The 17,641-nt window shown below is 38.0% G+C and carries 15 protein-coding genes and 1 riboswitch; of the genes, 7 read left to right on the forward strand and 8 right to left on the reverse strand.

Translation table 11 applies throughout. The features are described 5' to 3' along the window. Positions 1-27 precede the first annotated feature (27 nt). Positions 28-1,494, reverse strand: a complete 1,467-nt coding sequence (locus CZ487_RS16470) for a nicotinate phosphoribosyltransferase (protein ID WP_077213365.1) — start codon at positions 1,492-1,494, stop codon at positions 28-30. A 102-nt stretch (positions 1,495-1,596) separates the two neighbouring features. Next, the gene (locus tag CZ487_RS16475) at positions 1,597-2,139 is read right to left on the reverse strand and encodes a cysteine hydrolase family protein (RefSeq protein ID WP_077213366.1); all 543 of its coding nucleotides are present in this window, start codon (positions 2,137-2,139) and stop codon (positions 1,597-1,599) included. Between the two features lie 257 nt (positions 2,140-2,396). Between CZ487_RS16475 and CZ487_RS16480 the strand changes: the two genes are divergently transcribed. Then, a complete protein-coding gene (locus CZ487_RS16480) occupies positions 2,397-2,975 on the forward strand; it encodes a biotin transporter BioY (RefSeq protein WP_077213367.1) in 579 nt (192 codons plus the stop codon). 59 nt (positions 2,976-3,034) lie between these two features. Here CZ487_RS16480 and CZ487_RS16485 read toward each other — a convergent pair whose 3' ends face one another. The 3 genes from CZ487_RS16485 to CZ487_RS16495 form a co-directional block, all read right to left on the reverse strand. After that, positions 3,035-3,445, reverse strand: a complete 411-nt coding sequence (locus tag CZ487_RS16485) for a hypothetical protein (protein ID WP_337189747.1) — start codon at positions 3,443-3,445, stop codon at positions 3,035-3,037. A 119-nt stretch (positions 3,446-3,564) separates the two neighbouring features. Further along, positions 3,565-3,771, reverse strand: coding sequence for a DUF6501 family protein (locus CZ487_RS16490; RefSeq protein ID WP_077213368.1), 207 nt, complete (start codon positions 3,769-3,771; stop codon positions 3,565-3,567). A gap of 39 nt (positions 3,772-3,810) precedes the next feature. Continuing rightward, positions 3,811-4,062, reverse strand: a complete 252-nt coding sequence (locus CZ487_RS16495) for a hypothetical protein (RefSeq protein WP_077213369.1) — start codon at positions 4,060-4,062, stop codon at positions 3,811-3,813. Between the two features lie 233 nt (positions 4,063-4,295). On the opposite strand from CZ487_RS16495, the gene sda reads away from it, so the two are divergent. Beyond that, positions 4,296-4,427, forward strand: coding sequence for a sporulation histidine kinase inhibitor Sda (sda, locus tag CZ487_RS16500; RefSeq protein WP_077213370.1), 132 nt, complete (start codon positions 4,296-4,298; stop codon positions 4,425-4,427). Between the two features lie 78 nt (positions 4,428-4,505). Here the strand turns inward: sda and odhB are convergent, their stop codons facing one another. Next, positions 4,506-5,759: a 2-oxoglutarate dehydrogenase complex dihydrolipoyllysine-residue succinyltransferase gene (gene odhB / locus CZ487_RS16505; RefSeq protein ID WP_077213371.1), complete on the reverse strand. Its 1,254-nt coding sequence runs from the start codon at positions 5,757-5,759 to the stop codon at positions 4,506-4,508. A 1-nt stretch (position 5,760) separates the two neighbouring features. Next, the gene (locus CZ487_RS16510) at positions 5,761-8,601 is read right to left on the reverse strand and encodes a 2-oxoglutarate dehydrogenase E1 component (RefSeq protein ID WP_077213372.1); all 2,841 of its coding nucleotides are present in this window, start codon (positions 8,599-8,601) and stop codon (positions 5,761-5,763) included. A 425-nt stretch (positions 8,602-9,026) separates the two neighbouring features. Here CZ487_RS16510 and CZ487_RS16515 point away from each other — a divergent pair, with 425 nt between their 5' ends. From CZ487_RS16515 to metH, 5 genes are all read left to right on the forward strand, one after another. Beyond that, the gene (locus CZ487_RS16515) at positions 9,027-9,218 is read left to right on the forward strand and encodes an H-type small acid-soluble spore protein (protein WP_419865725.1); all 192 of its coding nucleotides are present in this window, start codon (positions 9,027-9,029) and stop codon (positions 9,216-9,218) included. Between the two features lie 165 nt (positions 9,219-9,383). Beyond that, positions 9,384-9,498: riboswitch (SAM riboswitch) on the forward strand. A gap of 235 nt (positions 9,499-9,733) precedes the next feature. Continuing rightward, on the forward strand, positions 9,734-10,846 hold the full coding sequence (locus CZ487_RS16520; protein ID WP_077213374.1) for a methionine biosynthesis PLP-dependent protein: 1,113 nt from the start codon (positions 9,734-9,736) through the stop codon (positions 10,844-10,846). Beyond that, entirely contained in the window at positions 10,843-11,988 is a 1,146-nt protein-coding gene (gene metC, locus CZ487_RS16525; RefSeq protein WP_077213375.1) for a cystathionine beta-lyase, read from the forward strand. The genes CZ487_RS16520 and metC overlap by 4 nt, the downstream gene beginning before the upstream one ends. Positions 11,989-12,005: 17 nt before the next feature. After that, positions 12,006-13,859, forward strand: coding sequence for a bifunctional homocysteine S-methyltransferase/methylenetetrahydrofolate reductase (locus CZ487_RS16530; protein ID WP_077213376.1), 1,854 nt, complete (start codon positions 12,006-12,008; stop codon positions 13,857-13,859). Beyond that, a complete protein-coding gene (gene metH, locus CZ487_RS16535; protein ID WP_077213377.1) occupies positions 13,852-17,313 on the forward strand; it encodes a methionine synthase in 3,462 nt (1,153 codons plus the stop codon). The genes CZ487_RS16530 and metH overlap by 8 nt, the downstream gene beginning before the upstream one ends. Positions 17,314-17,330: 17 nt before the next feature. Here metH and CZ487_RS16540 read toward each other — a convergent pair whose 3' ends face one another. Then, positions 17,331-17,576 (reverse strand): hypothetical protein, encoded by a 246-nt coding sequence (locus tag CZ487_RS16540; RefSeq protein WP_077213378.1) that lies wholly within the window; start codon positions 17,574-17,576, stop codon positions 17,331-17,333. Positions 17,577-17,641 lie beyond the last annotated feature (65 nt).

Genomic DNA, 17,641 nt, shown 5'->3' on the forward strand with positions numbered 1-17,641 from the left:
CCTTCTTTCAAGATTGTAATGCAAATACTATGATTTCATTTCTTTTATTTTCGTTCTTACTTCTTGTATATTTCGCATTTTATTGTCCCAACACTTCTGGCTTAAGTCGACAGGATATTCTTCAGGATTTAAGGAACGAGTATATTCCTCCCAAAGAAGTTTTAGATTTTCACTGCAATATGCCTGCATTTCAGGCAGACTCGGTGATTGATACACTAAGTTCCCACCTGTAAAAATATCTTTTTGCAGCTCCTTAGCCTCAAAATCAGTTACAAACTTACTAATAAATGTGTGAACTGGATGAAACATTTTAAGCGGTTCTTCTTCCACCGGGTTTTCATCCTCAAGTGCGATATAGTCACCTTCTGATTTATGGTTCGTCGAATTAATGATTCGGTAGACTCTCTTAAGGCCAGGTGTTGTCACTTTTTCAGGGTTCCCGCTAATTTTAATTGTGTCAGTCATTTTTCCATTTTCGTCCTCAATAGAGACTAGTTTATAGACAGCTCCTAATGCCGCCTGATCATAGGCGGTAATTAGCTTTGTACCAACCCCCCAACTATCAATTTTGGCATCCTGAGCCTTTAAATTCATTATCGTGTACTCATCTAAATCGTTTGAAGCAACAATCTTTGTATCAGTAAAACCAGCGTCATCTAACATTTTCCGGGCTTCCTTTGAAAGATAGGCCAGATCCCCGCTATCCAATCTTATCCCCACAAAATTTATTTTATCACCAAGCTCCTTAGCCACACGAATCGCATTTGGTACACCCGACCTTAACGTATCATATGTATCCACTAAAAAGACACAATCTTTATGCCTTCTAGCGTACTTGTGAAAAGCTGTGTACTCATCCCGATATGCTTGAATCAGTGAATGTGCATGTGTCCCTGAAATAGGTATCCCAAATAACTTTCCAGCACGAACATTTGAAGTTGAGTTAAAACCGCCTATATAAGCAGCCCTAGTTCCCCATATGGCAGCATCCATTTCCTGTGCTCTTCGTGTCCCAAATTCCATTAAAACTTCATCACCGGCAACTTGTTTTATCCTTGAGGCTTTTGTTGCGATTAAGGTTTGATAGTTCACAATGTTAAGCAGAGCTGTTTCAACAAGTTGTGCCTGCGCAAGCGGCGCCTCTACCCGCATCAAAGGCTCATTTCCAAATACTATTTCCCCTTCCACCATAGATCGTATATTTCCTGTAAACTTTAATGTACTCAGATACTGGAGAAAATCATCACCATATCCTGCTTCTTTTTTTAAATATTCTAAATCAGATTCCGTGAATCTAAATTGTTGTATGTATTGAATTGCTCTTTCTAATCCAGCAAAAACAGCATACCCATTTCCGAATGGAAGTTTTCGAAAATACAATTCAAATACAGCGTTTCGATTATGTATCCCATCCTCCCAATATGTTTCCGCCATATTGATTTGATATAAATCAGTATGCAGAGTTAAGCTGTCATCTCGATAGAATTCATCCATATTCATTCTCCTTCACTTTTACTTCAATGCAGCATGAGTATGCACAAACATCATTTCATCAACATATTTGAGCACCCTCAACAATAATCTACATCAGCTATTTCATATTATTGAACCATTTAAACATCCTTTTATATGTTCTAATGCCCATTTATGACCTGTTTCATTAAAACTAGCAACAGCTTTTTCATGGACAAAGATATTGAAACCTTTATTATAGGCATCTACTGCTGTATGCAGGACACAGATATCAGTGCATACTCCCACTAAATGAAGATCTGTAATTCCTCTTTCTCTCAATTTTATTTCTAAGTCCGTCCCAGCAAATGCACTGTATCTAGTTTTATCCATCCAATAGACATGATCGCGGTCTCTGTTTTTTTCATAAACTTCTTTTAGTTTACCGAACAAATCTCTGCCGCTCGTACCTTCTATATTATGGGGCGGAAAAAGTTTTGTTTCTGGATGGTGTGGATCATCTTTTGTATGTAAATCTATCGCAAAGACAACATAATCTCCTTCACTAATAAAAGTTTCGGTTATCTTCGATATTTCCTCTTCTATCGCTTCCCCTGGTTCACCGCAAGGCAATGCACCATTCACAAAATCAACGGTATAATCAATGTTTAAAAGTGCCTTTCTCATAGGACCCATCCCCTTCTAAATAAAATGTTATATATTATTTAAATTTTAACTCATTTTAATGAGATAATCACGTTCGATAACATATATAAGGAAAAAGAAACTGCTTATGGTAACTGCTAATTAAAATAATAAGACCAGATTTTTTTCTACTTAAATAGGAAAAAATCTAGAAAAGATGTTGACAAATATTTCAGATAATTTTATAGTTTATATGTCAACTGAAAATGCATAAAGGTTAACCAAAAGGAGATAGACGAATGACTAAAGAACAACTTAAATTAAGATCAATGATTCTGACAGCTCTCTTTGCTGCTGTCATTGGAGTTTTAGCGCAACTGACAATCCCTCTCCCGCTTGTCCCAATTACCGGACAAACACTAGCAATTGGACTTGCTGCTACCATATTAGGCGCTCGTTACGGTACCCTTTCTGTTATTTTGTATTTAATTATAGGTTCTGCAGGTGTACCTGTTTTTGCAGAATTTTCCGCAGGGATTTCAAAACTTGTTGGTCCAACTGGAGGATTTTTAGTAGGCTTCGTTCCAGCTGCCTTTTTGATGGGAATATACATGGAAAAATGGGGTTTTAACTTTAAAAACGCGTTAATAGCAAATATAATCGGGATGATTGTCACATTGATATTTGGTACAGTTTGGCTGAAAATATCTGCCAGCCTAACATGGACAGCCGCCTTTGCCAGCGGGTTTACCCCATTTCTAATCGTTGGTATCATTAAAGCTGCACTTGCTTCATGGATTGGCATTACCATTAGAAAACGTTTAATATCCGCTAGATTATTAATTTCAGCTCAGAAGAATCTGGACCATAGTATTTAATGACTTAGAGTTGTCGTTTTGACAGCTCTTTTTTTATGCACATAAGCCTTATGAAAATATTATCTCTTACTTAAGATATCTTGTATAATTTCAATATGTACCGATGCCCAAGCTTTTTCACGAAAATGAATAATAGCGCTAAAGGTAAGAACCAAAACATAAATAAATACGAATATTGCCCATAATAGACTCCCCTCTTTAAAAAGAAATTGCTGGAGCTGAGTAGAAAATAAAAATAAAAGCCATGGAATGGAAGTGACAAAGATTGGAATAATTCCCGAACCATTTTTTTCCTTAATCATTCGATAATAAATTAGTTTTAAAGCACTGCTGTCGATGTTTTGATAAGTGTTTTTAATTTCTTCTATCTCTCTCAAATTTTTAAGTTGTTGAACAGCTAATTTGTTATTAGTTCGCTCTCTTATTTGAAGATATAATCTATGGGCATCTCCTCGAAAAGTAAACAACACTTTCAGCACTCCCTACAACATATTAATTGAGCTTTTATTTCTAACATAATAATAGCAGCCTCAAAAGTCGTTAATTACGAAATTTAAGACCGCTATTTATTAAGTAGAAGTATTATTATTTACTGAATGTCTTCAAAATAATCCTTGTAAAATCCCCCAACTTTACCAGAATTGTCTACAATAAAGTAGAACTCCTCTGTTTCATTTTTTACATCATAAATTTCTCCTACAGTTAATGCGTGGTTAACAATGTATTTTTCTGCATTAGTATGAATACACTTTACCTTTTTTAACGTTTCCGAGTTGTTCCATGTTAAATGTCTCATTACTGCCACTCCTTCTTGTATTACCATTTCCAACCTTTATTATATGGAATAATCGATATAACTCGCAACTTTATTTTCCTTTCTTTTTCGTTTTGATGGAAAATGAAAGAGTCTTTTTCGGACTTTATGGATATTTTCTTGATCGAAAGTAAACATCTCTCCAGTGACAACATTTTTTAATGTTACATAACTTTTATCACATATGGTATCTATACGAATAAATTCCAAAAACTCATAAGATTTGTTTTCATACACCACTTCATAATAGCCATTTTCGGTAAATAACTTCATTATATGACCCTCTTTCTAAAATGGTGATAGTTTTATTTACCACAAAATGCGCTTGTATAAAACATAGTACATTTAATAATTAGTGCAAATGGCTTTAGTGCTTTTTGAATTCCGTAAGGATATGTCGTTTTTTTAATTGTTACAAATATGTTAAATGGGTTTTCAAAATCTTCAAAAAGATTTACAATAGATAAACAGTCAGAATATTATATCCTTTTCCAGGAGGTATGCAAATGAAGATTATGAGTAACGAATTGTTGATTGTCTCGTATCGTGATGCATTAAAATCAGGTAAGGATGAGGAATGGGCCAAACTTTTGAAAGATGAAATCAGAAGAAGAGGCTTGAAACCGTTTAAGAATTAGATCTCAACTGGCTTATAAAAATTCAATAAAGCTCATCAAAAAAACCCACCGTTTGCAAACGGTGGGTTTCAATATTTCTTATGCTTCAAATAACAGTGATTCAGGGTCTTCAAGTAATTGCTTAACTCTCACTAGGAATGTCACAGCTTCTTTACCATCAACAATTCTATGGTCATAAGATAGAGCAACATACATCATCGGACGGTTTTCCATTCTTTCAGCATCGATTGCAACCGGACGCATTTGGACACTATGCATACCAAGAATACCGACTTGGGGCCCATTAAGGATTGGAGTTGATAATAAAGATCCAAATACTCCTCCATTTGTGATGGTGAATGTTCCACCTTGTAAATCTGAAAGCGCCAATTTATTAGAACGAGCCTTAACAGCAAGTTCTGAAATATCCTTTTCGATTTCAGCAAAATTTTTGCGGTCCGCATCACGTACAACAGGTACGACAAGGCCATCTGGAGCAGATACGGCAATACCGATGTCATAGAATTTCTTTAAGACAATTTCATTACCTTGAATTTCTGCATTTAATAAAGGATTCTTCTTCAACGCTGCTACAACAGCCTTTGTGAAGAAAGACATAAAGCCCAATTTTACATCATTCTCTTCTAAGAATTGATCTTTACGACGCTTACGAAGATTCATTACATTTGTCATATCAATTTCGTTAAAAGTAGTTAGCATTGCAGATGTTTGCTGTACATCAACAAGTCTGTTCGCAATCGTTTGGCGGCGGCGCGACATACGAATTCTTTCAACTGGCTTCGTTGTATCTTGAGACTCTTGAGCTTTTGGCTCTTGTTTTGGTGCTTGAGCTGCAGGTGCTGATGTTTGTCCAGGAGTAAAACTTGAAACATCTTGTGCACGTACTCGTCCAAGCGGATCGGCTGTCGGCACCTGGGAAAGATCAATGCCCTTTTCTCTAGCTAGTTTTCTTGCTGCTGGAGAAGCAATCGGACGATTTGTATTGTCCACTGTTGTTGTTTCTGGCTGTTGTACATTTTTTTCAGGTTGTGTTTGAGGCGCTGCTTCTTGTTTCTGCTCTTCTTTTGCAGGTTCTTCAGATGCAGCAGCGGCTGTACCACCCTCTTCAATAATCGCAATCGCTTCACCAACATTAACTGTATCGCCTTCAGCAAACTTAACTTCCTTTAAAACTCCGCTATATTCGGAGATAATTTCGACGTTCACTTTATCTGTCTCTAATTCTACAACATAGTCGCCTTTTTCAATTGCATCACCAGGCTGCTTTAACCACTGTGCGATCGTACCTTCTGTAATTGATTCTGCTAATTCTGGGACTTTAATTTCTGCCACCTTAATTTCCTCCTTCATCCGTACGCGTTAATGCTTTTCCAATAATACATGATTGTTCCATTTTGTGTACATCCGGGTCACCTTCCGCTGGGCTAGAACGACGACGGCGGCCAATATAGCCTATTTCTATATGCTTCGGAGCAATGTACTTTAATCGAGGTTCCACAAACGTCCATGCACCCATGTTTTTTGGTTCTTCCTGAATCCAATATATTTCTTTTAGATTAGGATATCTCTCAAAAATTTCCTGAACATCTTGAATTGGGAAAGGATAGATTTCTTCAACTCTAACTAAATGAAGCCAGCTGTAATCCTTTTCTTTGTCCATTTGTTCAACGAGATTGACCATTATTTTACCCGAACCAAGAACAATACGTTCAACTTTATCTTTGTCAGCACCCAAACCTGGCTGTTCGATTACAGGCTTAAATTCCCCTTCACTGAGCTCAGATCCTGCAGAAGCAACTAGCGGGTTACGCAGCAAACTTTTTGGTGTCATCATAATCAGAGGTCGAACTTCCTCTTTCGTTAAGATAGCTGCTTGCCTTCTTAAAATATGGAAATATTGTGCTGCAGTCGTCACATTAGCTACTGTCCAGTTGTTTTCTGCAGCGAGTGTTAAGAATCGCTCAATTCTGGCACTTGAATGCTCAGGTCCTTGTCCTTCATAACCATGTGGAAGCAGCACTACTAAACCTGATTTCTCACCCCATTTAGCTCTTCCTGCAGAGATAAACTGGTCAAAGATTACCTGTGCAGTGTTGGCAAAATCACCAAATTGCGCTTCCCATAAAACAAGTGTTTCTGGCGCAAAGACATTGTATCCATATTCAAATCCAAGAACTGATCCTTCTGATAATGGACTGTTGTATACAGAAAAAGATGCTTTTGCTGTTGACAGATTGTGCAACGGCGAGAATGATTCGCCTGTTTTTTGATCGTAAAGAACAATATTTCTATGAGCAAAAGTTCCTCGTTCTGAGTCCTGTCCAGAAAGTCTTATAGGAGTTCCGTCAGATATGATTGAAGCGAATGCAAGTGTTTCTGCAAGTCCCCAATCAATCTTTTCATTCTCCTCAAATGCTTTTAGTCTGCGTTTTAGAATTCTCTCTAACTTTCCAAATACATTAAAGCCTTCAGGCCATGTTAATAGTTCCTCGTTGATTCTCTTTAAGAGATCTAATGGCACAGCCGTCTCAATTTTTGGCAGGCCTTTCTCAACGACAACAGGTGGCATTGGTTCCTTTACTTCATTCTTTTCATTTGGAACTTTTTGGTACGCATCTTGAATTTTATTCAAAACACTCTCGCTGATTTCAGTAATCTCCTTATCAGAAAGAATGCCTTCTTCAGTAAGCCGCTTAGCATACAATTCTTTTACAGTTGGGTGTTTGTGAATTAAATTGTATAGTAACGGATTGGTAGTCATCGGTTCATCCATTTCATTATGACCAAAACGACGGTATCCCACCAAATCAATTAGAAAATCCTTTTTAAATGTTTCACGATATTCACATGCAAGTTTCGCTGCTGCCAAGACAGCCTCTGGATCATCTGCATTTACATGAACAATAGGAATTTCATAACCTTTTGCCAAATCGCTAGAGTAACGAGTCGATCTGGAATCAGTTCTCTCTGTTGTAAAACCAATCAAGTTGTTTGCAATAATGTGAATACTTCCACCTGTGCGGTAGCCTTTTAATTGGCTTAAGTTTAATGTTTCCGCAACGATTCCTTCTCCTGGGAAAGCTGCATCCCCGTGTACTAGAATCGATAGTGAGGAGCTTAAATCCTCTTTTGCATAACCTTTTAATGTTCGGTCATCCTGGGATGCGCGAGTGAAACCTTCTACCACTGCACCTACGAATTCTAGATGTGAAGGATTATTGGCAAGAGTTAGTTTCACATTAGATTGGTCTTCTTGATATTGACGATTAAGTCCTAAATGGTACTTAACATCTCCTGTCCAGCCGAAGTTAATGCCGATTGAACCTTCTGATGGTACAAGCTCTTTATTAGGCGCATGCTGGAACTCAGCAAATATCATTTCATATGGTTTACCTAGTACATGAGCAAGGACATTTAGTCTTCCCCTGTGCGCCATGCCGATATTGATCGTCTTAGCTCCATTGGATACGGAACTTGAGATGATCTTATCAATTAATGGTACCATTGAATCCAAACCTTCTATTGAAAAACGCTTTTGACCTACAAATGTTTTATGTAGAAATTTTTCGAATTCCTCAACTTCTGATAGTCTATTTAAAACCGATTTTTTCTGGTCACGGTTTAAGCTTGGTAATAAACTTCCAGATTCAACTTTTTGGCGAAGCCAAAGTTTTTCTTTTATGTTATTCACGTGTCGGATTTCAAACGCAATCTTCCCACAATAAACTTGTTTTAAATAATTAATTGCATCATAACCATTCTTAATATTAGAAGGAATGTCAGTTGAAATGACCTTAGCAGGCAGCCCCTTTAAATCAGAGTCTGTTAATCCAAAATACTCTTGTTTGATTAACTCCGTTTCTGCCTCTCTTTGATATAACGGGTATATATCTGCCGCAAGATGACCATACCCTCTAATCTTATCCGCCAAATCTGTTGCAGCTAGAATTTTTTCTACCTGTGGTCCTCCTGCAGCAGCAATTGGCCCAGCTTCATTTTGAATTCCTTTTTCCTCATTTTGCGGCGGACCGTATGCTTCAAAGTAATCCCTGATCTCCTCATCTACTGAATCAGGATTTTCGAGAAATTTCTCATATAAATCCCATACATACCCTAGATTAGGACCGTGAAACCCTTGCCATGCAGGTCCTTGACCATCGTATGGCTTACCCATTTAAATAACCCCCAAAATTATTACTAATAGTGGCTTATACTCCTTTATATCCAGATTCTAATATATCAGTTTTCAGTCGGTTATTAGAATAATAATATTTTTCAGAGGATAAACCGTTTCCAATTGCTATTTTAACACTTTCACCCAACTATCTCAAAAGTTTTTAACATCTTTATAGTGAAAAATTTTTTTATTTAATCATAAAAATGTTTTTATACTAAAATAGTAAATTTTTTCTAAAAAGAAAGAAAACTTAACAGTCGTTAGGTTTTCATTAACTTTACTATTTTTCCGCTTTTTTTGACAATTGGTTTATAAGAAATCAAAAAAAGTCATCATAAAGTTGCGAAAAGAACTTTTTCTGCGAATAGAGGATAAATTTCACCTTAAATAGACATATTATATATGATATTATTTTAGGAGGAATGAAATTCGTGAATGTCGGTCGTGCAAAGGAAATAGTAGAAAGTGCGGAGATTCATCATGTTTCCTACGATGGTAAGCCTGTGATCATTCAACATGTTGATGAAAAGACAAAAATGGCAAGAATTTATTCAAGATCTAATCCAGAAAATGAGCAAGACGTTCCGGTGTTAAATTTAATTGAAGAAATATAGCAATCAGTACTGCTAATGAATTACAATAAGAAGCAGAGCTGCAGCCTTTCGTAAACTCAAAAGGCTTTTTACACCCTATATAACATTTATAAATTCATTTTCACTTTTCTTACTATTGACATTAATACGTTGGTGTAGTAAAGTTTAGAAAATTAAATTAATGGGTTCTTATCAAGAGAGGTTGAGGGTCTGGCCCTGTGAAGCCTCAGCAACCTGCAGTGGTTTTTTACATATGCAAGGTGCTAATTCCAGCAAGTTCTTGAAACTTGGCAGATAAGAAGGATGGCTTGTTAACGGTTTGAAAGTCTTCTTCTTAAAGAAGACTTTTTTATTTTTATTAAGCTGCAGAGCAATTGTCAGTTGATTAGGATTTCTGCAGCTATTAACGTATAATAATTAATGTTGACTATTCAGCCGGGTTTACTTATTCATCATTATCTGCTATGCGAACTTTCTTGATAGAATGCTAGATTCTAGATTTAGAAACTATCTCGTAACTTAAGGAGTGTTGTTTAATGCATCAAGTAGAAACAAAGCTTGCACAAATTGGAAATCGAAGTGAATCAATAACAGGTGCGGTAAATCCCCCCGTTTATTTTTCAACTGCCTACAGACATGAGGGGATTGGAGAATCCACAGGCTATGATTACTCTCGTACAGGAAATCCAACTAGACATGTACTTGAAAACGCCATTGCCGAACTCGAGGATGGCGAACAGGGCTACGCTTGCAGTTCAGGCATGGCAGCTATAATGACAATTCTTTCTCTATTCAAATCCGGAGACGAATGGATTGTCTCCAAGGATTTATATGGGGGCACCTATCGCCTGCTAGAACAAGGTTTTAAAAAATGGGGTCTAAAAGTTACATATGTAAACACAAGTTGTCCTGATAACATCGCAGAAGCAATGACCGAAAACACAAAAGCAATCTTTCTTGAAACTCCTACAAACCCATTAATGGAAGTTACCAATATAAAGGATGTCGCAGGTATTTGTAATGAAAACGGAGTACTGCTGATAGTTGATAACACATTCTATACACCTTATATTCAAAAACCATTACAAGATGGCGCTGATATCGTCATCCATAGTGCAACAAAATACTTAGGCGGTCACAATGATGTCCTAGCCGGGTTAATTGTTGCAAAAGGGAAAGAACTTTGTGAATCACTTGCTTTATATCATAATGCAGCAGGAGCTGTTTTAAGTCCTTTTGATTCTTGGCTTTTAATACGTGGAATGAAAACACTAGCATTAAGAATGGAAAGACATGAACAAAACGCAAAGGAAGTCGTTCAGTATTTAAAGGAACACGAGGCTGTGAAGGATGTACTTTATCCAGGCCGCGGCGGCATGATCTCCTTTCGAATTCAGGACGAAAATTGGGTGAATCCATTTTTAAAATCGTTGAATTTGATTACCTTTGCAGAAAGTTTGGGTGGTGTAGAAAGCTTTATCACATATCCAGCAACACAGACCCATGCCGATATTCCGGAACAGGTTCGTATTGAAACCGGTGTTGATAATACATTATTACGTTTTTCAGTCGGAATTGAAAATGCAAGTGACCTTATAAATGATTTACAGCAAGCCCTATTAAAAGTAAGTTCGGAGGTTTTATCATGAGTGAACATCATTATTCATTTGAAACAAAATTACTACACAATCAACATAAATTTGATCCCGTAACTGGTGGAGTCAGCGTACCTATTCAACATGCATCAACATTCCACCAATCAAACTTCGATACATTTGGAAAGTATGACTACAGTCGAAGCGGCAATCCCACTCGCGAAGCATTAGAAGAAGCTATTGCGGAATTAGAAGAAGGAGCAAGGGGATTCGCCTTTTCTTCTGGAATGGCTGCCATTTCAACCGCCTTTCTTCTATTATCTAAGGGTGATCATGTCGTTATTACTGAAGACGTATACGGAGGTACATTCCGTATGGTCACAGAGGTGCTGGTACGCTTTGGAATTGAACACACTTTCGTTGATATGACAGACTTGCAAGCTGTAGAAAACGCAATCCAGCCAAATACAAAGGTTTTGTATGTAGAAACTCCTTCTAATCCCACATTAAAGGTTACTGACATCAGGGCAGTTTGTGAACTTGCTAAGAAGAATGATGCCTATACTTTTGTGGACAATACTTTTTTAACTCCTGCCATCCAAAAACCTTTACAATTAGGGGCAGACATCGTACTTCATAGTGCAACGAAATTCCTTTCAGGACACAGTGATGTTGTTGCAGGACTTGCAGTTGTGAATAACGAAGAGCTTGGCAAAAAATTAGCCTTTTTACAAAATTCATTTGGTGCTGTACTGGGCGTTCAAGATGCATGGCTTGTGCTAAGAGGTTTAAAGACTCTATCTGTCCGCTTAGAAAAATCTGTAGATTCTGCAAATAAATTAGCACATTTTTTAAAGTCTCATCCGCGTGTTAAGAAGGTATACTATCCAGGTATTGAGGACCATCCACACTATCATTTGCAATTAAGTCAAGCTGCAAATGCCGGTGCTGTACTTTCTTTTGAACTTGAGAACGAAGAAGCTGCCCGCTCTCTTGTGGAAAATGTAAAAATCCCTGTCTTCGCTGTAAGCTTGGGAGCTGTCGAATCTATTCTTTCGTATCCAGCTAAAATGTCCCATGCTGCGATGCCAAAAGAAGAACGTGAAAAGCGCGGAATTAGCGATAGCTTATTTAGATTATCAGTTGGCTTAGAAAACGCAGATGACCTTATTAAAGATTTATCTGCTGCCTTATAATTGAAAGGGGTAAGTTTATGAGTTTCCTAGAGAAGTTAAAACAGCAAATTTTAATAGCAGACGGTGCAATGGGAACCCTGCTTTACTCCTTCGGAACAGACAGCTGCTTTGAGCAAATTAATCTATCACATCCTGATGATATTTTAAGAATTCATGAAACTTATATCGCTGCTGGATCAGATGTTATCCAAACGAATACCTATGCTGCCAATTATTTAAAGCTTCAGAGATATGGGTTAGAGGATCAAGTGAAGGAAATCAATAAGGCTGCTGTGACCATCGCCAAAAAAGCAGCTGGGAACAGTACCTATGTACTTGGTACAATCGGTGGCAATCGGGGTATTAACATGAAGGCCATCGGTATCAATGATATTAAAGAAAGTTTTCAAGAACAATTATCCTCCCTTCTCTCAGAAGGTGTTGATGGAATTTTACTAGAAACTTTCTATGATTTTGAAGAAATCAAAACTGTTCTGCAAATTGCAAGAAAAGAAACGAATATCCCAATCATTGCTCAAGTCTCGATTCAAGAGATTGGTATTTTGCAAGATCGAACACCGTTGAATGATGCATTTGATATTCTTGAAAGCTTAGGTGCAGATGTCGTCGGTTTGAATTGCAGATTAGGACCACATCATATGATTAAAAGTTTCGAGCAAATTCAAATTCCTAAAAAAGCGTTCTTATCTGCTTACCCTAATGCCAGTCTACCAGCTTATATAGATGGAAAGATTCATTTTGAGGGAGATGCAGACTACTTCAAAGCATCTGCAAGAGCTTTTCGTGAACAAGGTGTTAGATTGCTTGGAGGGTGCTGTGGAACAACACCAGAACATATCAGAGCATTTTCAACAGAATTAAAAGGGAAAGCTCCGATTACAGAAAAAGTAATAGAACAAAACAAGTCTGAATTTATTTATGTTGAACCCGTACAAATTGAAAGAGACGAAGTTCCGTTGCACACAATTGCAAAAGAAAGACCTTCTGTTATTGTTGAACTTGATCCACCTAGAAAATTGGATACTACGAAATTCTTTGAAGGCGCTAAGAAGCTAAAGGATACAGGTATCGATGCGATTACCTTGGCAGATAATTCACTAGCCTCCCCGAGAATTTCAAATTCAGCTCTTGCCCATTTAACCAAGACTAAAATTGGAGTTCGTCCACTTGTGCATATCACCTGCAGAGACCGTAACATTATTGGCTTACAGTCTCACTTAATGGGTCTTCATACCCTGGGATTAAATGATATTTTAGCGATAACCGGCGACCCTGCCAAAGTTGGTGATTTTCCAGGTGCTTCTTCCGTTTATGATGTGTCTTCTTTTGAACTGATAAAGATGATTAAACAGTTTAACGAGGGGCTGTCTTTATCAGGGAAAGACCTAGGGCAAAAAGGAGCATTCTCTGTTGCAGCTGCTTTTAATCCTAATGTCCGATCAGTTGAAAAAGCTGTACAACGGATGGAAAAGAAAATTGATTGCGGCGCAGATTATTTTATTACTCAGCCAGTTTATTCAGAAGAAAAGTTAAGAGAGGTATATGATGCAACAAGGCATTTAAGCACTCCTATCTATATTGGACTGATGCCCTTAACAAGCAGTAAAAATGCAGAGTTCTTGCACAATGAGGTTCCTGGTATTAAGATTTCTCAATCTATTCGTGATAAAATGTTTGCGCTAAAGGATGACCCTGTACACTCAGCTCGTGAAGGCGTTGCAATCACCAAATCATTAATTGACGCTGCAGCAGAGTTATTTAACGGTATATACTTAATTACACCATTTTTACGTTATGAAATGACCGTTGAGCTTGCTCAATATGCTAGAGAAAAGAGCACCGAGTTGTTAAGGAGGAAGCAAAATGTCTAAACAAGCATTACAAGAACAGTTAAATAAAAAAATCTTGATTATGGATGGTGCCATGGGAACCATGCTCCAACAGGCAGATTTAACTGCGGATGACTTTGGCGGTGAAGAGTATGATGGCTGTAATGAAAATCTAAATTTCACCAGGCCTGATGTCATCGAGTCTATCCATCTCCAATACCTTGAGGCTGGCGCAGACATCATCGAAACAAATACTTTTGGCGCCACAAGAATTGTGTTGGATGAATATAATCTCGGTTCTAAAGCTTATGAAGTCAATAAAGTAGCTGCATTATTAGCTAGAAAAGCTGTTGATCAAATGTCCACACCAGATTGGCCGCGTTATGCAGCAGGTTCTATGGGACCAACTACGAAGACGCTAAGTGTCACAGGCGGTTCCACCTTCGAGGAGCTAAAAGCCTGTTACGAAGAACAAGCTTTAGGGTTGATTGATGGTCAGGTCGATCTTTTCCTGCTTGAAACGAGCCAGGATTTGTTAAATGTAAAAGCGGCATTTTTAGGAATTAAACAAGCATGTGAAAAAAGAAATGTTAAACTGCCTATCATTCTTTCAGGTACGATTGAACCAATGGGGACAACTCTGGCCGGGCAAACAATTGAAGCATTTTATATTTCTATTGAGCATATGAAGCCTTTGGCTGTCGGTTTGAACTGTGCTACCGGTCCTGAGTTCATGCAGGATCATATTCGTTCCCTATCCGGTCTCGCAACGATGGCAGTGAGCTGCTATCCGAATGCAGGTCTTCCTGATGAAGAAGGCAATTACCATGAGACACCTGATTCACTTGCAAAAAAATTAGGCGGATTTGCTGCTGAGGGCTGGTTAAATATTGTCGGCGGATGCTGTGGTACAACTCCAGAACATATTAGAGCAATTGCTGAAGAGATGAAAAATTACAAACCTAGAGAGCCTGTGAACACAAAATCTCATATGGTGTCAGGAATTGAACCTTTTATTTATGATGACCCTACCTTAAGGCCTATTATGGTTGGTGAGCGGACTAATGTAATTGGATCAAGAAAGTTTAAACGCCTGATCCAAGAGGGAAAATTTGAAGAAGCAGCAGAAATAGCTAGAGCTCAAGTTAAAGGTGGCGCTCATGTTATCGATATCTGCTTAGCCGACCCTGATCGTGAAGAAATGGAAGATATGGTGAACTTCCTTAAAGAAGTAACGAAAAAAATAAAGGTTCCCCTTGTGATTGATTCTACGGATGATAAAGTAATCGAAAAAGCATTAACCTTTTCACAAGGAAAAGCGATTATTAATTCGATTAACCTTGAAGACGGCGAGGAACGATTTGAAACAATCTCTAAGCTTGTTCATCGTTTTGGTGCAGCTGTTGTGGTTGGAACAATTGATGAAAAAGGCATGGGAGTTACGGCGGAAAGAAAACTTGAAATTGCAGCAAGATCGTACGACCTGTTAGTCAATAAATATGGTGTGTCTCCACAGGATATTATCTTTGACCCGCTTGTATTTCCAGTTGGTACAGGAGATGAGCAATACATCGGCTCAGCAAAAGCAACTGTTGATGGCATTCGCATGATTAAAGAAAAATTCCCTGAGACATTAGCCATCCTTGGTGTCAGCAATGTATCCTTTGGTTTGCCGCCTGTTGGAAGGGAAATCCTGAACTCTGTGTTCCTATACCATTGTACACAGGCTGGCCTCGACTATGCGATTGTCAACACGGAAAAACTAGAAAGATTTGCTTCCATTTCAAAGGATGAAGTTGAAATGGCTGAGAAGCTATTGTTTGAGACAACGGATGAATCACTTGCAGGTTTTACTGAGTTCTATCGTGATAAAAAGAAAGAATCAAAAAGCATCATGCCAGATATGACACTTGAAGAAAGATTAGCTTATTATGTCGTAGAAGGTACGAAAGAAGGGTTAATACCTGACCTTGAACTAGCACTTGCTGCCTACCCTTCCCCACTTGATATCATTAATGGTCCATTAATGGATGGTATGAAGGAAGTCGGTCGTCTATTTAATGATAACGAATTAATTGTAGCTGAGGTCCTGCAAAGTGCTGAAGTAATGAAAGCTTCGGTTGCTCACCTTGAACCGCATATGGAGATCAATGATTCTTCTTCTAGTAAAGGAAAGATTGTATTGGCAACGGTTAAGGGGGATGTCCATGATATAGGCAAAAATCTAGTCGATATTATTTTAAGTAATAATGGCTTTGAAGTGGTCGACTTAGGTATCAAAGTCACCCCTGCTACATTAATAGAAACGATTAAGAAAGAAAAGCCAGATATGATTGGTTTATCCGGTCTCCTTGTTAAATCAGCACAGCAAATGGTATTAACAGCGCATGATCTAAAACAAGCCGGCATCGATATACCGATTTTAGTAGGAGGAGCGGCTCTATCAAGGAAATTTACAGATACTAAAATCTCTAAAGAGTATGATGGACTTGTTCTTTATGCGAAGGATGCAATGAATGGATTAAACATTGCAAACCAGGTACAAGATCCTTCTGAACAGAAGAAGCTATATGAAATAAAACAAGCCAAGCTTACCGAAACAAAACCTGTCTATGTACCCCCTGCCGGTTCAACTGCAACAGCGGTCATGACAAAGCCAAAAATCAGTACAACTGCACCTGTGTTTATACCAAAAGATACAAAAAGACATATACTAAAGTCTTATTCACTAGCGCATATTGAACCGTATATCAATAAACAGATGCTGCTAGGCCACCACTTAGGGGTAAAAGGAAAAATCGAAAAGTTATTGCAGGAGAATGATGAAAAGGCTGTGAAGATTAACCAAGTGGTTCAAGAATTGATGTTAGAAGCTAAAGAAAAATCTTGGATTACACCTGCAGCCCTCTATCAATTTTTCCCAGCGCAATCAGATGGAAATAAAGTCATCATTTATGATCCAAATGACCACGGGAAAGTAATTGAACAGTTTGAGTTTCCTAGACAGGAGTTTGGTGCACATCTTTGTCTTGCAGATTTTCTTAAATCTGTTGATTCTAATGAAATGGATTATGTTGGATTTTTTGCAGTAACAGCTGGTAAAGGAATTCGACAAGCAGCTGATCAGCTGAAAAATGATGGCCGTTTCTTAGAGTCTCATGCTCTTCAATCATTAGCATTAGAAAGTGCTGAAGGTTTTGCAGAACTTATCCATAGGCAGATGCGTGATGCTTGGGGATTCCCTGACCCTGCCAGCATGACCATGAAGGAACGGTTTGCCGCAAAGTATCAAGGACAGCGCTTCTCATTTGGATATCCTGCTTGTCCAAACCTGGAAGACCAAGAAAAGCTCTTTAACTTAGTTCGTCCAGAAGATATCGGCATTGAGTTAACAGATGGTTTTATGATGGAACCAGAAGCATCCGTTACTGCCATTGTCTTTGCACATCCGGAAGCCCGATATTTTAACGTATTAAAGAATCAATCACTATACTAAAAAAAACTCGTTCCCAATTATATGGGGAACGAGTTTTTTTCTAACCCCTTACCATGGGAAGAAACGTTTTCGATTTCTATCCTCTGCACCAAGAACATCATCATGGTGTTTATTACGACGGTCCATTGACGGTCCATTTCTTCTGCTGCATCTTCATCTCTATCAAAGCGTCTCTTATCCCTTGCTTCAATTACTATCACTTCATCTGCGTGAATGATCACTTTGTCTGCCCGAAAAATCGGTTGTTTTCTATTCTTAGACAAAAGTAATTCCTCCTTTCTATTCGTATAATCTATCTTACGCAGGCAGCTCGGGAGTGAGTGGACAA

Source organism: Robertmurraya dakarensis, assembly GCF_900156875.1.
GTDB lineage: Bacteria > Bacillota > Bacilli > Bacillales > Cytobacillaceae > Robertmurraya > Robertmurraya dakarensis.